Source organism: Stenotrophomonas sp. STEN046 (assembly GCF_056759755.1).
Genome location: NZ_JBRRDR010000004.1, coordinates 127,181 through 146,265 on the forward strand (window position 1 = coordinate 127,181; position 19,085 = coordinate 146,265).

Annotated in this window: 16 protein-coding genes; 9 read left to right on the forward strand and 7 right to left on the reverse strand. The window is 67.4% G+C overall.

Features of this window, described 5'->3' with window-relative positions; genetic code table 11:
* Window positions 1-13 precede the first annotated feature (13 nt).
* Window positions 14-847 carry an arylamine N-acetyltransferase family protein gene (locus tag ACVOLJ_RS03785; RefSeq protein ID WP_475278494.1) on the reverse strand — a complete coding sequence of 278 codons (834 nt, stop codon included), beginning with the start codon at window positions 845-847 and terminating at the stop codon, window positions 14-16.
* A gap of 202 nt (window positions 848-1,049) precedes the next feature.
* Here ACVOLJ_RS03785 and ACVOLJ_RS03790 point away from each other — a divergent pair, with 202 nt between their 5' ends.
* Complete coding sequence (locus ACVOLJ_RS03790) at window positions 1,050-3,587, forward strand: methyl-accepting chemotaxis protein (protein WP_481563486.1); 2,538 nt, start codon at window positions 1,050-1,052, stop codon at window positions 3,585-3,587.
* A gap of 83 nt (window positions 3,588-3,670) precedes the next feature.
* On the opposite strand, the gene ACVOLJ_RS03795 is transcribed toward ACVOLJ_RS03790, so the two are convergent.
* From ACVOLJ_RS03795 to ACVOLJ_RS03815, 5 genes are all read right to left on the reverse strand, one after another.
* Window positions 3,671-6,196 (reverse strand): PepSY domain-containing protein, encoded by a 2,526-nt coding sequence (locus ACVOLJ_RS03795; protein ID WP_481563487.1) that lies wholly within the window; start codon window positions 6,194-6,196, stop codon window positions 3,671-3,673.
* A gap of 294 nt (window positions 6,197-6,490) precedes the next feature.
* Window positions 6,491-7,036: a TlpA family protein disulfide reductase gene (locus tag ACVOLJ_RS03800; protein WP_481563488.1), complete on the reverse strand. Its 546-nt coding sequence runs from the start codon at window positions 7,034-7,036 to the stop codon at window positions 6,491-6,493.
* The gene (locus ACVOLJ_RS03805) at window positions 7,033-9,414 is read right to left on the reverse strand and encodes a protein-disulfide reductase DsbD family protein (protein WP_481563489.1); all 2,382 of its coding nucleotides are present in this window, start codon (window positions 9,412-9,414) and stop codon (window positions 7,033-7,035) included. The genes ACVOLJ_RS03800 and ACVOLJ_RS03805 overlap by 4 nt, the downstream gene beginning before the upstream one ends.
* Window positions 9,411-9,749 carry a divalent-cation tolerance protein CutA gene (cutA, locus tag ACVOLJ_RS03810; protein WP_481563490.1) on the reverse strand — a complete coding sequence of 113 codons (339 nt, stop codon included), beginning with the start codon at window positions 9,747-9,749 and terminating at the stop codon, window positions 9,411-9,413. The genes ACVOLJ_RS03805 and cutA overlap by 4 nt, the downstream gene beginning before the upstream one ends.
* 68 nt (window positions 9,750-9,817) lie before the next feature.
* Window positions 9,818-11,608: an endonuclease gene (locus ACVOLJ_RS03815; RefSeq protein ID WP_475278488.1), complete on the reverse strand. Its 1,791-nt coding sequence runs from the start codon at window positions 11,606-11,608 to the stop codon at window positions 9,818-9,820.
* A 355-nt stretch (window positions 11,609-11,963) separates the two neighbouring features.
* Here ACVOLJ_RS03815 and ACVOLJ_RS03820 point away from each other — a divergent pair, with 355 nt between their 5' ends.
* Both ACVOLJ_RS03820 and groL read left to right on the forward strand, forming a co-directional pair.
* Window positions 11,964-12,251, forward strand: a complete 288-nt coding sequence (locus tag ACVOLJ_RS03820) for a co-chaperone GroES (RefSeq protein ID WP_089237231.1) — start codon at window positions 11,964-11,966, stop codon at window positions 12,249-12,251.
* An 83-nt stretch (window positions 12,252-12,334) separates the two neighbouring features.
* Window positions 12,335-13,984, forward strand: coding sequence for a chaperonin GroEL (gene groL / locus ACVOLJ_RS03825; RefSeq protein WP_154354847.1), 1,650 nt, complete (start codon window positions 12,335-12,337; stop codon window positions 13,982-13,984).
* Between the two features lie 155 nt (window positions 13,985-14,139).
* On the opposite strand, the gene ACVOLJ_RS03830 is transcribed toward groL, so the two are convergent.
* Entirely contained in the window at window positions 14,140-15,060 is a 921-nt protein-coding gene (locus ACVOLJ_RS03830; RefSeq protein ID WP_481563491.1) for a LysR substrate-binding domain-containing protein, read from the reverse strand.
* 248 nt (window positions 15,061-15,308) lie between these two features.
* Between ACVOLJ_RS03830 and ACVOLJ_RS03835 the strand changes: the two genes are divergently transcribed.
* The 6 genes from ACVOLJ_RS03835 to ACVOLJ_RS03860 are packed head-to-tail and all read left to right on the forward strand — an operon-like array spanning window position 15,309 to window position 19,027.
* Window positions 15,309-15,944, forward strand: coding sequence for a glutathione S-transferase family protein (locus ACVOLJ_RS03835; protein WP_475278486.1), 636 nt, complete (start codon window positions 15,309-15,311; stop codon window positions 15,942-15,944).
* 13 nt (window positions 15,945-15,957) lie between these two features.
* Complete coding sequence (locus ACVOLJ_RS03840; RefSeq protein ID WP_475278485.1) at window positions 15,958-16,986, forward strand: LLM class oxidoreductase; 1,029 nt, start codon at window positions 15,958-15,960, stop codon at window positions 16,984-16,986.
* A gap of 54 nt (window positions 16,987-17,040) precedes the next feature.
* Window positions 17,041-17,541 (forward strand): MarR family winged helix-turn-helix transcriptional regulator, encoded by a 501-nt coding sequence (locus ACVOLJ_RS03845; RefSeq protein WP_475278484.1) that lies wholly within the window; start codon window positions 17,041-17,043, stop codon window positions 17,539-17,541.
* The gene (locus ACVOLJ_RS03850) at window positions 17,538-18,284 is read left to right on the forward strand and encodes a DNA alkylation repair protein (RefSeq protein ID WP_481563492.1); all 747 of its coding nucleotides are present in this window, start codon (window positions 17,538-17,540) and stop codon (window positions 18,282-18,284) included. The genes ACVOLJ_RS03845 and ACVOLJ_RS03850 overlap by 4 nt, the downstream gene beginning before the upstream one ends.
* 50 nt (window positions 18,285-18,334) lie before the next feature.
* The gene (locus ACVOLJ_RS03855; RefSeq protein WP_481563493.1) at window positions 18,335-18,727 is read left to right on the forward strand and encodes a DUF6616 family protein; all 393 of its coding nucleotides are present in this window, start codon (window positions 18,335-18,337) and stop codon (window positions 18,725-18,727) included.
* Window positions 18,728-18,766: 39 nt separating this feature from the next.
* Window positions 18,767-19,027 (forward strand): hypothetical protein, encoded by a 261-nt coding sequence (locus ACVOLJ_RS03860; RefSeq protein ID WP_475278481.1) that lies wholly within the window; start codon window positions 18,767-18,769, stop codon window positions 19,025-19,027.
* The last annotated feature ends 58 nt before the right edge of the window (window positions 19,028-19,085 follow it).

The window sequence follows — 19,085 nt, forward strand, 5'->3', positions numbered from 1 at the left end:
GCCTGGTCCTGCTCTATCGGGCTTCTGTCTGCGACCGCTGCAGCCAGTCGGAGATCGCCGGGTCCAGCCTTGGGTCATCGGGCAGGCGCATGCCGAAGCGCTGCTGCAGTACCTCGCGCACGTCCTGCACATCTCGCAGCGGACGCCTGTCCGGCGCCTGGCCGGGCCGGTACTCGGTGTAGTTGCCGCTGCCGATGGTGCGGCGCCAGTCCGGGCCGGTCAGTGATGCACGCAGTTGGCCGGGAAAGCTCGACTGCGGATGGGTGCACACGTACCAGTTTCCAACCTCGTTATCGATCGGCGCGGGTGCCTGCAGGTCGAAGCGGTACAGCGGGCGCCAGTCATCCCCGGCTTCGGCGGCAAGCATGAAGTCGCCATTGTCCAGTCGCGCCAGGCGATAGCGCTCATGCGGAGTGTCCTGCACGGCGGTCTCATGCAGCCGCAGCGGAATGGTGGGGGTCAGGCCGCCGAAGCCGGTATCCACCAGCCAGTCGTCGTCCAGCAGGCGCACGCGCATGAGCAGGTGCGTACGCGCGGTCAGCTCGCCATCGGTGGCCGACAGCAGTACGCGTGCGCTCAGTGGCTGCGCGTTGAAGCCCAAGGCCTGCAGCAGGGCCAGGAATGCGCCGTTGAGTTCGAAGCAATAGCCGCCGCGCTGGGCATGCAGCAGCTTGAACTGCACGCTTTCCAGGTCGATCGGCACCGCGTCGCGCAGCAGCGAGGTCAGGGTTTCGAAGGGCAGGAGGGCGTTGTGGCGCTGCTGCAGCAGGGTCAATCCGGCCAGCGTGAGCGGCGGTGGGGCGTCCAGCTGCAGGCGCTGCAGGTAACGGTCGACGTCGATGGGCATGGCGGTCATCGCAGGCGGGGAGGCCCACTGTGCAACCGCAACAGGGGTTGAGGTCAAGTCCGTCCCGCCGGTGTCACGCCCCGGTCGCCTTCTGCCGGTACAAAAGCGACGACTGCGCCGCTCAACGGAAATGTTTCCCGATGGCGCTAAAGTTCCCGCGCTACAGGCCGATACAGGTGCGTCCTTCCGCCTGGAGTCTGTCATGTCGACCGTTGTTCCCCGCCTTCGGTCCCTGCGCGCCCGCATGTCCTGGCCGCGCGCGCTGTCCACTGGCCTGCTGCGCTGGCTGCAGCCCCATCGCCTCAGTGTCGCCGACAAGCTCAAGGCGACCCTGCTGGTCTGTGGCCTGGGCCTGATGGCCATCGTTGCCGTCCACGCCTGGACCAGCCACGCCAACGTGCAGGCCGCACGCGACCAGGCCAGCTACCAGCGTGGCAGCGATCTGGTCGCTTCGCTGGCTGCGCGGGTGGCCGAGGCCCGGCGCCTGCAGACCCAGTATGCACGCAGCTTCGATGATGCGGACCGGACCCGGTTGCTGGCCGCCCAGCAGGCACTGAAGCAGGATCTGCAGGCCCTGCGCGCATTGCCCATGGATGCAGGCCGGCGCAAGGTGCTGCAGGCGATGACCGGCACTGTCGATGCGTTCTCGCAGGGCATTGCCGCGCTCTTTGAACGGGTGGATGAGATGGGGCGCGGTGAAGCCGGCCTGGCTGCGCAGCTGCAGCAGGCTGCAGACGCCCTGCAGGCGCAGGTGGATGCGCTGGAGCGCCCGGTGCTGGCCCTGCACGTGCAGCGGATGCGCCGCCAGGAGGCGTTGCTGCTGCTCGATGGTGATTCCACCCATGCCGACCGTGCCAGCGAAGAGAAGCTGCCCTTCGATCTGGCATTGGCTGGCCTGTCGGCGGACGAACAGGAGCGTCTGCGCAGCGGCATGGAGTCCTACCAGGCCGCATTGCTGGGCTACACCGCCGCACGTGTCGGCCTGGATGTCGAGGCGCAGTCGCTGCTTGATACAGCCGCCGCGGTCGGGCCGGCACTGGCTGCCTTCCAGCAGGCCCAGGCGGCGGCGCTGGGACAGGCGCAACTACGCCAGCAGGCGGGTGCACGTGCGGCCAGCGTGCTGTTCGTGGCGACCGTGCTGCTGGTGGCGGGCGTACTCATCACCAGTCTGGTGCTGGTGCTGCGCGCGGTGCGCCGACCGATCCAGGACACCCTGCGCTTTGCCAGCGACATCGCCGACGACCGGCTCGACACCACGCTGCGCGTGCATAACGCCAACGATGAAATCGGCCAACTGGCGCAACGCCTGGTCGACATGCAGCAGCGCCTGCGCGCCCGTATTGAAACCGAACGTGCGGTGGCACGTGGCAACGCCCGTGTACGGCAGGCACTGGACAGCGCGCAGGCCGGCCTGATGGTGGTCGACGCCGAAGGGCAGGTGGCCTATGCCAACCCGGCGCTGCTGCAGCTGCTCGATGTTTCCGCCGATGCCCTGATCGGCAGTGATGCCGTTCGCCTGCATGCTGCGTTGGCAGGCCTGAGCGGCATCCGCCAGCGCGGGGAGCGTGAGATTGTCCACGCTGGCACCCGCTACCAGCTGATTTCAAACGCCATCATCGAGGACGAACAGTTCCTCGGTGTCGCCGTGGAATGGCACAGCCGCGCGCTGGAAACCCTGCTCGAAACCGAGGTGGCTGCGCTGGTCGATGCCGCTGCCCACGGTGACCTGCACGGGCGAATCGTGCTGGAAGGAAAACAGGGCTTCGTGCGCACGCTGTCCACCAGCATCAACCGCCTGTTGGCCACCTTCGAGACCAACCTGGCGGACCTGCAGGCGTTGCTGGCCGCACTGGCGCGCGGTGACCTGAGCGTACGCATGGAGGGCGATCTGCAGGGCGTGTTCGCACGCATGCGCGACGACGCCAACGCGACCGTCGCGCAGCTGGGACAGATCGTCACCCGCATCCAGCAGGCCACCGCACACCTGGATGTCGGCGTGGCCGGGATTGTTGCCGGCCACCACGATCTCTCGCAGCGCACCGAACAGCAGGCCGCCAATCTGGAGGAGACCGCAGCATCCATGCACGAACTGACCGACACCGTTGGCCGCAATGCCGATGCGGCCGGGCGTGCTGATGGCCTGGTGCGCGATGCCGCGCAGGTTGCCGGGCGCGGCGGTGCGGCGGTCGGCCAGGTGGTGGCGACCATGCAGGGCATCAGCGCCGCGTCGCGGCGGATCGGTGACATCATCCAGCTGATCGACGGAATCGCCTTCCAGACCAACATCCTGGCCCTGAACGCGGCGGTGGAGGCTGCACGGGCCGGCGAGCAGGGGCGCAGTTTCGCTGTGGTCGCCGCCGAAGTGAGGTTGCTGGCCCAGCGCAGTGCGGACGCGGCCAAGCAGATCAAGGGGCTGATCGAGGATTCGGTGATGCGTGTTGGCCAGGGCAATGCACAGGCCGAACAGGCCGGTACCACGATGGGTGAAATCGTCGGCAGCGTGCAGCAGTTGGCCGCGCTGCTGGCGGGCATCCGCGACGCGTCGCAGGAGCAGCATGCCGGCATCGCCCAGGTGAACCAGACGGTCGTGCAGATGGAGGCCAGTACGCAACGCAACGCCAGCCTGGTCGAGGAGGCGGGTGCATCCACCGCGCAGATGCAGGCCCAGGTAAGGGCACTGGCCGAGGCCGTGGCGCTGTTCCGCCTGCAACCGGAGCAACACACGCGCGTGGCCGCGTGAGCATGCCGGCCGGTGTGGGATGAAGGTGCAGGATGCCGCTGTGTGATGAAACGGTGGCGCCGGGCCCTGCCCGGCGTACGACCTCAGTACACGTCGCGCCGGTAGCGTCCGTTCTCAAGCAGCAGTTCCACTGCTTCATCACCCAGCGCCTCGCGCAGCACCTGGTCCACGCCTTCCGCCATGCCATGCAGTGATCCGCACACGTGGATCACCGCACCCCGTGCCAGCCACAGCGGCAGTTCAGCGGCGGCAGCGCGCAACCGGTGCTGCACGTAGCTGCCATCGTCGGCATCGCGGGAGAATGCCAGGTCCACGCGCATCAAGTGCCCGCCGGCCTGCCATCGGGTGATCTCGTCGGCAAACAGGAAATCGTGCGCACGCTGGCGCTCGCCGAACAGCAGCCAATGGCCATGCTCTCCCTGTTGTGCCGCCTCGCGCAGCAGGCTGCGCAGGCCGGCAATGCCGGTGCCGTTGCCGATCAGCAGCATGGGGGCGCCCCGCTGGCGATGGAAGCCCGGGTTGCGATGCACGCGTGCGGCAATGGCCGCGCCTACCGGTGCGTGCAATGAAAGCCATCCCGAGCCCAGGCCGGCGCGACCTTGCGCGTCGTGCACCAGGCGCACCACCAGCTCCACTTCGCCATCGGCACCGCATGATGCGATCGAGTACTCGCGCCCCGGCAGCGACGACAGGCCCGACAGCCACAGGCAGGCATCCTGCACCGGAAGCGCATTGCCGGGATCGGGCAACACGCGCTCGCTGGCCAGTTCCAGCAAGGTCCTGGCGCCGCCATCGACCAGCACCGGTTGCAGCGGATCCAGGCCGTGCGCGCGTAGCACTGCGGCCGCATGCGCGGCCTCGTGCCGGGGCGCGACATGCAGGATGTCGCCGGCCTGCCAGCCGATGTCGGCTGGCGGCGCCAGGCGCACCTGCCAGATCTCGCCTCCCACGCTGCCGACATTGAGCAGGGTGCGGCCGAGCAGACGCCAGTCGTGCATCACCGTGGCCGCCGGCAACACACTGTCGTCGGTGCTGATACCGGTCAGCACCGCCAGCTGCAGCTGCCATTGGCGCAGCGCCGCCACCGAGGCCGCATCGACATCGATGCGCGAGAACAGCGGCTGCGCGCCCGCGCTGGCAAGCCAGTCCTCGATCTGGATGCCGAACCCGCAGTACCGCGCGTACTGGTGGTCGCCCAGTGCGAGCATGCCGTAGCGGAGTCCACCCAGGTCCGGCTGCTGTGCCAGCAGGAGGCGTGCGCTGCGGCGTGCACTGTCCGGTGGCTCGCCATCGCCGAACGTGCTGAGCACGAACAAGGCCTGGGAGGTGGTCTGCAGCTGCATGGACGTTACCCGTGCCAGCGGCAACACCTGCACCGCATGGCCGGCTGCCTGCAGCTGTGCTGCCGCGCGCCAGGCCAACTGCTCGGCCAGTCCGCTCTGGCTGGCATGTACCACCAGCCACGGCCTGCCTGCGGCCGGCGATGCATCCACGGCAAGCGACCCCCGCAGTGCACGCGCCGCGCGCTGGCCGCGCCGACGGTCCAGGTACAACAGCCAGCCGGTGATGAAGAACAGGCTCATGCCCAGGCTGCTGAGCATCACCACGATGCGCCCGGGCACGCCGAAGAAGCTGCCGGAGTGCAGCGCGAACATGCTGGTGGCGAGCTGGCTGCCGGCGTTCTGCCGTGCATACGGGCGCGCATCCAGAATCGCGCCACTGGCGGGATCAAGCTGCAGCAGGTCATGCGCGCGATCATGATGGCCGCCGCGCTGCGCAGGATCGCCTGACATCACCCGCACGTTCAGTGCCTGCCCTGGCTTTTCAGGCAGGCGCAGGTCGATGAAGCCCTGGCGCACCCCCGGCAATGCGTACAGTGTGGTCTCGATGCTGCGCAGGTCCAGGCGCGCGTCCATGGCGACCTTGTGTTTGGCCGGCGGTGCGACACCCAGCACCTGGTTCAGCCCGTTGCGGTACCAGTCGAACGACCACCACAGACCGGTCAGTGCGCTCATCAGGTAGATCAGCAGTACCCAGGTGCCGATCACCGAGTGCAGGCTCCAGAGGAAGCCACGGCCTGTGCGTGCCCACTCCACCGCCAGCCAGCTGCGCCAGTGCCACCAGCGCCGGGGCCAGCGCAGGTACAACCCGGACAAGGTGAAGAACAGCAGGGCGATCGCACAGCTGCCGGTGATCCACTTGCCACGCTCGCCGGCCACCAGGTGGCGGTGCAGGTCTTCCACGAAATCGAACAGCGCCTGCCCGCGCAGCGCGCTGAAGCGCTCGCCACTGTACGGATCGAAATACACCCAGTGGTCCTTGCCACCGGCAAAGCGGGCCACCGAAGGGCGTTGGCCGGTGGCATCCACCCGTAGGCGTTGCAGCGATCGTTCGTTGCTCGCCTGCAGCAACGGCACCAGCTCGCTCAGGGGCAGCGGCTGCTGGTTGTCGGCATGGTGCTCGGCGATCGCGGCAAAGCCGGGGTTGGCTGCGCGCAGCAGCTCATCCTCGAACGACAGGGTCGCCCCGCTCAGGCCCATCACGGCCAGGATGGCACCCGCGCTGATGCCCAGCAGCCAGTGCAGTTGGAACAGGACGTTCTTGAACATCGGGATCGAGGGCCGTCGAGGCTGCCGCCCGCATCCTGCGTAACAGCAAATGAGAATTAATCTCGCAATTCTCCCGGTCGCGGGCGGCTGCGGTCAAGGAGGGCGGCGCGGGGCGGGGCGCGCCGCGCCCCCCCCCCGCCCCTCGCCGGGCGGCTGCGCTGCCCCCCCCCCCCCCCCCCCCCCCCCCCCCCCCCCCGCCCAACCAGCAGCAAACCAGCGTCGCCTTTGATCTTGCTCCGGCTCCGGCTTCGGCTCCGGCCTCTGCAGGTGCAGGGCGCAGCCCTGCAGAAAACCTCACTTCACCCAGCTGTCGATCTCGCCGTGGGCGAACGGTCCGAGCTTGGCTTTCACCAGCCGCCCCTGCGCATCGAACAGCACGCTGTAGGGCAGCAGGCCCTGCGTATTGCCCAGCTGCACGCTGGCATCGCGTGGCCCCGGGGTCTCGATCACGATCGGGTAGTCCACCGGCACGCGCTGCAGGAAGCGGCGCACGTCTTCGGGGGTGTCCAGGGCCAGGCCCAGCACCTGCACGCCGCGTGTTCCCTGCTTCTCGGCAAAACGCGCCAGTTCGGGCATTTCTTCCACGCATGGACCGCACCAGCTGGCCCATACATTCACCAGCAACGGCCGCCCTGCGAAATGCTGGCGGACATCCAGCACCTGGCCGTCGATGCCGGGCAGCACCAATGCTGGCAATGCATCACCGGGGCGCAGCATCGGTGGCGAGGGTGGTGCGGGTGCGGGTGCCTCGGGCGCCGGCGTCAGCCGGCTGCCGGCCCACAGGCCAAGCCCGGCAGCCAGCACTGCTGTCCACAGCAGCGCTGGCCGTTGCCATTTCATCGCGCGGTGCGCAGCAGGGCTTCTTCCACCAGCGCCTGGGTCAGCAGGGTCGGCAGCACCGTCGGCGGCGCGCCGGGGCCGTACACCACATACAGCGGCACGCCTACCGCCTTGTGCTCATCCAGGAACGCGGTGATCTGCGGATCGACGTTGGTGTAGTCACCGCGCATGTACACCGCGTTGGTGCGCTTGAGCAGTTCCTTGAACTCCGGGCGCGACAGCACCGCACGTTCGTTGGCCTTGCAGCTCACGCACCAGTCGGCGGTCATGTTGACGAACACCACACGGTTGTCGGCGCGCAGGCGGTCCAGCATCTGCGGTGAATACTCGACCACGTTCTCGCTGTTCGCCTGTGCGGCGCGCGCCGGCGGTGCCAACTGGGTGACGCCCCAGACCGGCACCAGCGCGGCGATCGCCAGCAGCACGCCCAGCAACCCGGCTGCGCGCTGGCTGCGCCAGCGGCTGCGTTCGAACAGCCACAGGCCGCCGGTCAGCAGCAGCAGGCCACCCAGCGCCAGTGCCATGCCGTCCACACCGCGCTGCTTGCCCAGCACCCACAACAGCCACAACGCGGCCGCGTACATCGGGAAGGCCAGCACGTGCTTCAGCGTTTCCATCCACGGGCCGGGCTTGGGCAGGCGGCGGGCCAGCGCCGGCACGAAGCCGATCAGCAGGAACGGCAGCGCCAGGCCCAGGCCGAGGAACAGGAAGACCAGCATCGCCGCCACTGGCGGGGCGACGAAGGCATAGGCCACCGCCGGGCCGAAGAACGGGCCGACGCAGGCGCTGCCGACCACACAGGCCAGCACACCGGTGAAGAAATCACCGGCCGGGCCACTGCGGCGGGCCAGCGACTGGCCGAAATTGCCGATGCCGCCGCCCATGGTGAACACGCCGGACAGGCTCAGGCCCACCGCGAACATGATGTAGGCCAACGCCGCCACCACGCCGGGATGCTGCAGCTGGAAGCCGATGCCGACCGCGTTGCCGAGCATGCGCAGGCCGACCATCAGCGCGCCGATCACCGCAAAGGCCACCAGCACGCCCAGCGTGTACCACATGGCATGGCTGCGGGCGCGCTCGGCACTTTCGCCGCTCTGGGCCAGGCTCAGTACCTTCAGCGACAGGATCGGCAGCACGCACGGCATCAGGTTCAGCACCAGGCCACCGCCCAGCGCCAGCAGCAGCACCCACAGCAGCGAGGTGTCGGTCTTCGGCACGCTGGTCGGTGCCTTGGTGCGCAGCGCGTTGTCCTGCCGGGCATCAGCGGCGAACGCGTCGCTGCCTGCACCCTCAACGCCGGCGCTTTCAGCCGCCGCGGGGGCGTTGGGTACGGTTGGCAGCAGGCGCAGCGGCGTACCGTTGGCACCTTCGCGGGTGCTGCCGACAGCCGCGGCAGGCAGCGAGCGGATCACCTCGTCGCGCGCCGCCGGTGCTGTGCCGGAAGGGGTGGCCTTGCCGGCCGGAATTGCCAGTTTCACCCGGCGCGTCATCGGCGGGTAGCAGATGCCATCGGTCTGGCAACCCTGGAAGGTCACCACCAGCGTGCTGTCCACCGCGTCGGCGCGGCTGCGGCGCAGCGGCACCGGCACTTCCACCTGGTTGAAATAGACCGCCACATCACCGAAGTGCTCGTCGCGATGCGACTGCGCGGCCGGCCAGCGCGGCTTGTCAGCCAGCACGCCGGCACTGCCTTCCAGCTTCAGCGAGGTGCGGTCGCGATACAGGTAATAGCCGGGTGCCGGACTGAAGCGCAGCAGCAGGGTGTTGCCATCACTGGCGATGGCATCAAAGCCAAAGGCCTGTTCCGAGGGCAGCGGCAATGCCTGGGTGTTGCTCGTACCTGGCAGGCGCAGCCCACCACCGGCGCCGGCCAGCGGGTTGTTGAACGCACTGGTGCCGGTGGCGCGTGCAGTTGGCAGGGCCGCTGGCGTGCCACCGGCACCGGGCAGGGCGACCTGGATCACGCGCTTCTGCGGCGGGTAGCAGACGCCGGCGTCGGCGCAGCCCTGGTAACGCACTTCCAGGCTGATGGTGCCGGCGGCATCGGTGGGTGCACCAGGCAGGGTGGCCTGCAGGCGCTCGCGGTAGGTTTCCACCTCGCCGAAGAAATCGTCGTGGTGCTTCTTGCCCGCCGGCATCTGCAGTGCAGCGGCATTGAACGCCGGGTCGGCCTTCACCGTCGTGCGGTGCCGGTACAGGTAATAGCCCGGGGCAATCTTGAACCGCAGCTGGATCTGGCCCCGCTCGGGGGCACTGGCGGTCAGCGCGAACGCCTGGTCCACCGGCAACAGATCCTTCTCATCCAGCGCGAAGGCTGGCAGTGAAAGCCACAACAGGGCGCACAGGGCGGCGCCACGCGCAAACAGAGTCTTCAATCAGTGTCCTCCCGGGTCTGTGCCCGGATCCAGTCCAGATACGCCGGCAGGCCGGCCCGGGTTTCGACCGCGATGCACTCCGGGAGTTCATACGGATGCAGTTCGACGATCCGGGCGATTGCGTCATCGACGCGGCTCGCGGTGGTTTTCACCAGCAACTGCAGTTCGGCGTCGGTGGTGACCTCGCCCTGCCAGCGGTAGGTCGACTGCGCGCCGTCCAGGCGGGTGACGCACGCTGCCAGTCGCTCGGCGACCAGCGCGTGCGCGATGCGCTCGGCACTGGCCCGGTCCGGGCAGGTGGTCAACAACAGCAGGACGGGATCGACGGTCGACATGACCGTCGAGTATAGGGCCGCCGCCGGGACAAGGCCCGGCGGCGGCAGTGGACCGCAGCGTTGCGCGATCAGTTGGCCAGCTGGCAGGTGGCCGGCTTGGCGGAGGTGAACAGGCCCGGGGTGGCCCACTCGGGGTGGTCGATGAACGGGTTGCGGTTGCCCTGGAAGCTGTAGATCACGTCATTGCGGGCACGCTCTGCAGCACTCGGCGGGTCGGCCAGGTGCCAGTCGATCAACGTCGACAGCAGGCCCATGTAGGCCGGCGAACTGCTGGTCTTGACGATCTTGCTGCGGTCGTCGGTCAGCTCCAGGTCCGGCTCGGACTGGCCGGTAGCCGCATCCTTGCCGCCCTCATAGCGGATGGCCATGTACAGCACCGCACGCGCCATGTCGCCCTTGCGCGCACCCCACACCTCGAAGGTGCCGCCGTTGCCGTCCGGTGTACGTACCCAGTTCGAATTGCCCGGGTAACCGCCGCTGCCACCGCCCTGGCCGTTGTTGGCCTCGGTGGCGCGCTCGCCGCAGTTGGCGTCGCACTTGCCGAACGGCTTGTTGCCGCGGTCGGCGTTCCACTGTGCGTCGGTCAGGTAGAGCATGTGGGTGTCGGTGTACGGGGCGTACGGCAGGCCCTTGTCGCCGGTGGTGCTGGCAAAGCCCAGCGAGTTCGGCCAGGTGTGCTCACGGTTGTACTTCAGGCCGCCGCCGCTGCCGGCGCGGTCGGTCACCTTGGTGTAGCTGCGGTTGCGGTAGGCATCGAGGATCTTGCCGGCGTTGTTGGGATCCTCGTCGGCGATCTCCAGGATGGTCCAGGTGCTGGTGCCCGAGCCGCTGTAGGGATAGGCGGTGTGACCCTTGATCGTCTCGTGCAGCGAGCAGCGCAGCTGGCTGGGGCTGGAGGTGTTCACCTTCGCGTAGTAACCGGCCGGGCCGCCGGGGTTGCCTGGGTCCGGGTTGCCGGTGGTGGTGGCCACGGTAAAGGCGATGCGGCTGTCGGCCGCCGGGCGGGCGCCCTGCGAATCGGCGATGCGCGCGGCGCGGATGTCGAAGCGGCAGGCTTCACCGGCCACCAGCGCGGTGTTGGTGGAAAGCTTCACGCTCTTGCCGCTGGCAGGCCAGGTCAGCGGGACGCTGCCGGAGGTGCCGCAGGTGAGCGCGAAGGCGCCACTGGCCAGGCTGACGGTCTCGCTGAACACCACTTCCAGATCGGCCGCTGCCGGGAACGTGCTGCTGCCCTGCGCCGGGGTGGTGGTGGAGACCGAGGGCGGGGTGTTCGGGCCGGGGGTGCCGCCGCCACTGAAGGTTTGGCTGTTGTTGCAGCTGCCGAAGGTCTGTCTGGCCGATTCGGCCCAGGTGAAGTGGGTGTACTGGCTGCCACTGCCGGTCAGCTGCAGGGAGGTACCGGCGGCGGTGCTGTTGGTCTCGGCAACCGGGATGTTCTGGCTGGTCATGCCGGCGGCGGGGCCACCGGAGGCGGTGATCGCGCCTTCATAGCTGAGGAACTGCACCACCTTGCCGCTGGCGTCGACCAGGGCAATGCCATCATTGGGACCGTTCTGCAGGCCGTTGGTGGGGTAGGTCACCACGGCCAGGGTGGCGCTGCCGCAGCCGGCAGCGGTGCCGGCGGGAACGGCATTGTTGGCGTAGACGGTCGCAGCCGACGGGTTGCTGCCGTTGTAGAGGTAAAGGCGGTAGCCGGACAGGTCCTCGCCGGCGGTGGCGACCACTTCGATGGCTTCGCCGACGTCACCGGCAGCGGTGCTGTCGTCGTAGTGCAGTTCGTTGATGAAGACCTCGGCCTGGGCCGGTGCGGCGGCCAGCGCCAGCAGGCAGGCGGCGGCGAGCGGGGACAGCAATCGCATCGACTACTCCTTGTGATTGGGAATGCCGGGCCACCGTAAGGCCGATCCAGTGACACTTTGTCGTAAATGAACGCCAGATATCTGACACTGAGACGGCGGTCACTAAAAGCGAGGGCGCGCCAAGGGCGAGCCGCGCGCCAGCCGCGTGAAGGCACGGCTGCCAGGCGTGGATCCGCGCGCAACCGTCGCCGCAAAAATTTTTGCCCGGGCGGCCTTGAAAGGCCCGGCGCCAGCTCCATCTCTGTCGTGCTCCCGACCTGTCGGGCTTTTTCACGCGCGTTGCTGGCAGTCGCTTGGTGCGAGTGCTAACATCGCCGGACTTTTTCAGACCAATCAATAACTTAAGAGGTCCCACATGAGCATCAAGCCGCTGCACGACCGCGTTGTGGTCAAGCCGATCGAAGCCGACGAAGTTTCCGCCGGTGGCATTCTGATCCCGGACTCCGCCAAGGAAAAGTCCACCAAGGGTGAAGTCGTTGCCGTGGGCCCGGGCAAGCCGCTGGACAACGGCACCGTGCGCGCTCCTTCGCTGAAGGTCGGCGACAAGGTCATCTACGGCCAGTACGCCGGCAGCTCGTACAAGAGCGAAGGCGTCGAATACAAGGTCCTGCGCGAAGACGACGTGCTCGCCGTCATCGGCTGAGCGTAAGCGCGACCTGCTTCATCCCCTGATTCCAACACCCAGCTGCCGGGCATGGCCCGGCGCTACCAATGAGGTAACTGCACATGGCTGCCAAGGATATTCGTTTCGGTGAAGACGCCCGTTCGCGCATGGTGCGCGGCGTCAACGTTCTCGCCAATGCCGTCAAGGCCACCCTGGGCCCGAAGGGCCGCAACGTCGTGCTCGAGAAGAGCTTCGGCGCCCCGACCATCACCAAGGACGGCGTCTCCGTCGCCAAGGAAATCGAACTGGCTGACAAGTTCGAGAACATGGGCGCGCAGATGGTGAAGGAAGTTGCTTCCCGCACCAACGACGACGCTGGCGACGGCACCACCACCGCCACCGTGCTGGCCCAGGCCCTGATCCGCGAAGGCGCCAAGGCTGTGGCCGCCGGCATGAACCCGATGGACCTCAAGCGCGGCATCGACAAGGCCGTCGTGGCTGCCGTCGCCGAGCTGAAGAACATCTCCAAGCCGACCGCTGACGACAAGGCGATCGCCCAGGTCGGCACGATCTCGGCCAACTCGGACGAGTCGATCGGCCAGATCATCGCCAATGCGATGAAGGAAGTCGGCAAGGAAGGCGTGATCACCGTTGAAGAAGGCTCGGGCCTGGACAACGAGCTGGACGTGGTCAAGGGCATGCAGTTCGACCGCGGCTACCTGTCCCCGTACTTCATCAACAACCAGCAGTCGCAGACCGCTGACCTGGATGACCCGTACATCCTGCTGCACGACAAGAAGATCTCCAACGTGCGTGACCTGCTGCCGGTGCTGGAAGGCGTCGCCAAGGCAGGCAAGCCGCTGCTGATCGTCGCCGAAGAAGTGGAAGGCGAAGCGCTGGCGACCCTGGTGGTCAACACCATCCGCGGCATCGTCAAGGTCGTGGCCGTCAAGGCGCCGGGCTTCGGCGATCGTCGCAAGGCGATGCTGGAAGACATGGCCGTGCTGACCGGCGGCACCGTGATCTCCGAAGAAGTGGGCCTGTCGCTGGAAAAGGCCACCATCAAGGACCTCGGCCGCGCCAAGAAGGTGCAGGTCTCCAAGGAAAACACCACCATCATCGATGGCGTGGGTGACAAGGCTGCGGTCGATTCGCGCGTTGCGCAGATCAAGACCCAGATCGAAGACACTTCCTCGGATTACGACCGCGAGAAGCTGCAGGAACGCGTGGCCAAGCTGGCCGGCGGCGTTGCGGTGATCAAGGTCGGCGCTTCGACCGAAATCGAAATGAAGGAAAAGAAGGACCGCGTCGACGACGCCCTGCACGCGACCCGTGCAGCCGTTGAAGAAGGCGTGGTCCCGGGCGGCGGCGTTGCCCTGGTGCGTGCAGTGTCGGCCCTGGCTGGCCTGAAGGGTGCCAACGAAGACCAGAACCACGGCATCCAGATTGCCCTGCGCGCGATGGAAGCCCCGCTGCGCGAGATCGTCGCCAACGCCGGCGAAGAGCCGTCGGTCATCGTCAACAAGGTCAAGGAAGGCACCGGCAGCTTCGGCTACAACGCCGCCACCGGCGAGTTCGGTGACATGCTGCAGTTCGGCATCCTGGACCCGACCAAGGTGACCCGTTCGGCGCTGCAGAACGCTGCTTCGATCGCTGGTCTGATGATCACCACCGAAGCCATGGTTGCCGAAGCTCCGAAGAAGGACGAGCCGGCCATGGGCGGCGCCGGTGGCATGGGCGGCATGGGTGGCATGGGCGGCATGGACTTCTAAGGTCCGCTGCGCTGCTGTAATACAAAAAACCCCGCCGCAAGGCGGGGTTTTTTTGTGGGTGCCGGCCCGATCCGCGCATGGCGTGGATCTACGGGGCCACGCGTTTCTCGCAGTAGATCCACGCCATGCGTGAATATCGCCGCAGGGCGGGGCCTCTATCCATGTTCCGCGTAAGGCGGCTCCGCATCGCGCGAAGACGCCAACGCTGTGCGCAACCAAGCGAGAAACGCGGGCACCGCCGCATTCTCCACATCATCGCCGCAGGTCACTGCGTAGTAGGCGAATGCCTGCGGCCATGGCTGCTCGATCACCACCTGCAGCCGGCCGCTGGCCAGTTCCTCGGCCACGTGGATGTCGCGCACCAGCGCGATGCCTTGCCCGGCCACTGCCGCGCGGATCAGCAGCAAGTCGTCATCGAATGCGGGCCCGCGTTCCAGGCGCGCGTCGGGCAGCAGGCCCAATGCCTGGAACCACAACCGCCAGTCACTGCGGTCGGCATCCTGCAGCAAGGGCAGCTGCAGGCAGTCCTGCACCGAGGCCATGGCAGGTGCGGTGGCCAGCAGTGCCGGGCTGGCCACCGGCAGCAGCACCGGTGCCAGCAGGTGCTCTGCCTGCAGGCCGGGGTAGTACCCCAATCCATGGCGAATCGCGATGTCCACGCCGTCGCGGCGCAGGTCGACCAACGCTGCACGGGCATCGAGCTGCACGTCCACCTGCGGGTGCAGCGCGCTGAACTCGCCCAGGCGGGGTGCCAGCCACTGCGCAGCGAAACTGGGAGCAGCACTGATGCGCAGTGTGCCCCGCGTTTGCCACCGTTCCAGTGTCTGCACGCTGTGGGCAATCTGGTCGAACGCCTGCTGCAGTTCCAGGTGCACGCGTGCGCCGGCTGCGCTGAGCACCACGCCATGCCGGGTGCGATCGAACAGGCTCACGCCCAGGCGCTCCTGCAGCTGCCGCAGCTGCAGGCTGATGGCACCCGGGGTCACTCCCATCACCTCGGCGGCGGCGGTCAGGCTGCCATGGCGGCCGGTTTCAACAAAGGCCCGCAAGCCCAGCAACGGCAAAACCGCCCCCATTCCGTTCTCCAGTCACGACGCCGGCATCGGCCGCGCGGCAACAGCATATCGGCCGCACCCTGTGCTGTCCTGCCGCGTCGTTGAAGTTGAGCCACGCTCAACTCCCCGGGCAGAAGGCATCGTTTCTCTCCTGCGCCGGTCCTTCCTAGACTGCATGCACGGCTGCTGCAGCGCCTGTTTCCGCATCGCACGGTCTTGCTTCCTGAAGGCCGGCGTGTGCCGTCGCTCCCTGCCGTCCAGGAATTTTCGTGAACGAACCTTCGCTGCACCTGTACACCGACAGCTCGCCCAATGGCTTCAAGGCCACCATCGCGCTGGAAGAACTCGGCCTGCCCTATCGGCTGCACCACGTCCGCATCACCGAAGGCGAGCATCGCCATCCCGATTTCCTGCAGCTCAACCCGCATGGCCGCATCCCGGTGCTGGAGGATCGTGCGCGTGGCATCGTCATCTTCGAATCGGCGGCGATCCTGATGTATCTGGCCGAACAGGCCAACGCTCTGCTGCCCATCGACGCGGTTGCGCGCTGGGAGACGCTGACCTGGTTGATGTTCCATGCCGCCAGCGTCGGCCCGATCCTGGGCCAGCGCGTGCATTTCGAGCACTTCGCACAGCACCCCGACGCCGTCGCACTCGAGCGTTACCGCAGGCTGAGCGACGACCTGTTCGCCGTACTCGACCAGCGCCTGCAGGAGCGTGAGTGGCTGGCGGGTGGCCAGTACTCCATCGCTGATATCGCGCACTTCGGCTGGCTGCATATCGCCCGCATCATCGACATCGACTTCTCGCAGCACCGCCATCTCAGCGCATGGCATGCGCGCGTTGCCGCACGCCCTGCGGTACAGCGCGGTGTGCAGCTGCCCGAACCGGCCACCGGCCCGTAAGGAGGCGATGCACATGAATGAATCTGTTGCGATGCCGGGCGCATCGGCGCCGGCCTTTGCTACGCACCCGGGCTACCAGCGCATGTTCCGCGCCGATGCACTGACCCTGGGTATCTACCTGCCATTGCGCTTCTACCAGGGCGACATGGCCGTACTACAGGGGCAGGCAAGGTTGGTCGAGGACATCGACCGTCACGGCTTCGCTGCGGTGTGGGTGCGCGATGTACCGCTGTACGACCCGATGTTCGGCGATGCGGGCCAGCTGTTCGATCCGTTCAACTACCTTGCATGGCTGGCGGCGCGCACGCAGCGCGTGGCACTGGCTACCGGCAGCGTGGTGCTGCCGCTGCGCCATCCGATCGACCTGGCAAAATCCGCCGCCTCGGTGGATCAGCTGTCCGGCGGGCGCCTGGTGATGGGCGTTGCCTCCGGCGATCGCCCCTTGGAATTTCCCGCCTACGGTTTGGAGCATGCTGCGCGCGGAGAACGGTTCACCAGTGCGGTAGGCGAGATCCGCCGCTGGCTGCAGCCGGGCGGCGATGGCCGGATGACGCATGCCTGGGCCGGGCAGGGCGTGCAGCTGCTGCCGGCCACGGTCAGCGGTCGCGTTCCGCTGATCGTCACCGGTGGCGCGCGCCAACCGCTGGAATGGATCGGCGAGCATGCCGACGGCTGGCTCACCTATCCAGAGTCCACGCATGACGATGCCGGTCCGCAGCGTCTTGCGGCGAAGATCCGGGCCTGGCGCGCGCTGATTCCGGACGGCGGCTTCCGTCCGCACATGACCAACGACTGGATCGACCTGGTGGACGACCCCGACTACCCACGCACGCCGCTGCGTGGTGGCTTCATCCTGCGCACCGGTCGCAAGGGGCTGATCGACCTGCTGCAGGCGTGGCAGCACGCCGGCGTCAACCACGCCGCGCTGGGCATCCAGTTCGCCGACCGTCCCGCCGGGGAGGTGCTGCAGGAGCTGGCCGAAGAAGTGCTGCCGTTGTTTCCCTCGCATTCCGGGCCGGCACCGAGAGTAATGGACTGGTAGCCGTGGCCTGAACCATGGCATATGATTAGGCGCCTAATCATATGGAAATGGATGATGCTGGAGACCAAGCACAGTGCGTTGCTGGAAGAGGCGCAGCGACGCGGCCACGCCACCGTCGCGCCGCTGCGGCTCTGCTTCCAGCTGCTTTCGCTGTCCGCGTCGATCGATCGCGACTGCGCCACGCGGCTGGCGCCACACGGTCTCAGCGAAGGCCGCTTCATCGTGCTGTTCCTGCTGCGCGGTGCAGGCGGTACGCTGCCGCCGCATGAGCTGGCAGAGCGTGCAGGGGTCACCCGCGCCACCATCAGCGGCCTGTTGGATGGCCTGCAGCGCGAAGGCCTGGTGCAGCGTCGCAGCGATACCGAAGATGGCCGCCGCCTGCAGATCGTGCTGACCGCAAAGGGCGCGCGCCTGGCCGAGGCATTGTTCGACCAGCACACGCAGTGGATAGGTGGCCTGTTCAACGGGCTCGATGCGGGCGAGCAGCGGCAGCTTTCACAGCTGCTGCTCAAGGTCTGGCAGCACACCGATGCCGGGCGTGAGACTGCGGCATGAGCCGTGCCATCGCTGCAGAACGCCTGCGTGCGCTCAACGGTGGCAGCGTTGCCGCAACGCATCTGGCCGAGTGCCTTGCAGTGGACTTCGCTGCGCTGCTGCAGGTGGTAGCCCCCACGCTTGGACCGGACGCGCTGCAACGCATGCGCGACGCTGCGGGCAAGGGCATTACCCAGCGAATGGCCCTGGCCGCTGCGTTGCTGCGCGAGGCAGGCCAGGGCAATCCCATGCGTTGGCGGGACCACAGCTCCGACACCGTGCGTGGTTGGGCCTGCTACCTGATCGGCAGTGACGCCACCACATCTCTGGCAGCGAAGCTGCAGGCGATGCGCCCCCTTGCCGATGACCCACACTTCGGCGTGCGCGAATGGGCGTGGCTGGCGTTGCGCGCGGACATCGTTGCGGCACCCATGCAGGCGCTGGAATGCCTGCAACCGTGGCTGCAGGAGGCATCGCCGATGCTGCGCCGCTTCGCCTGCGAGGCGCTGCGTCCGCGCGGTGTATGGGCCACGCATATCGCACTGTTCAAGCAGCGCCCGGAGCATGCACTGCCCATGCTGGAGGCGCTGGCCGATGATCCCGAACGCTACGTGCAGGACTCGGTCGGCAACTGGCTCAACGATGCCGGCAAGACGCAGCCGGACTGGGTCCGCGCGCTCTGCGCCCGCTGGCAGCGGGAACGCAGCGGCACCGCCAACGCCGGCATCCGCAAGCTCGCACTGCGCTCGCTGCACCCACAATAGCGCCGGGCCATGCCCGTCGGATAGCAACCAACCCCCAAGGAAGAACCTTCATGTCCCACACCCTCATCGAGCTCTATACCGCCACGCCTGCCTGGAGCGCACTCCCGCTCGATCAACGCACGGCGTTCTTCGCCCGCATCGGCGCGGGTATGCAGCAGTTCGATCCTGCCCGCATCACGCCGATGGCCATGGGCCGCATCGCCACGGGAGTACCGCAGGGCAGCGATGAGCAGTTCTACGCGGTCTGGCAGTGCGCCAGTCGCGAGGACGCCGATGCATTGGTGGCCGGCATTGCCGCCACCGGCTGGCATGCGTACTTCACCACCACCAACGCAATCGGTGCGGTGGACAACATGGCCCAGCACCTGGCCGATCTGGCAGGCACTGGAAGGGGCAGCGCCGATCACGCCTCGGCACATGCGCCTGTCACCCAGACACGGTAAACAGTGCATTGCCCGTGTCCATGCGCAGGATTGCCGATCATGCAGAGCAAGCTCCAGGTAACGCTGTACGGAACCCTTGGTGACACCCCTGCGCTGCAGTTGCCGGAGCAGGAGGAACCGTCGGTGGCCATCCCGGAATCGACCCTGCGGCGGCTGGTCTCCGATCTCTATACCGCCCGCTCCATGCTCAACCCCGAGCAGTTGGATGAGGCCAGGCAGGAACTGGACCGGGTGGTGGAGCGCTGGGTCGATATCCACGAGGCGCTGCTGCTGGATGTGGAAGTACACGGCAAGCGTTAGGCAGTGCAGGTCCCCTGAACCGCGCCCGCAGTTGCGAATGAAACAGTTGGCACGTCGC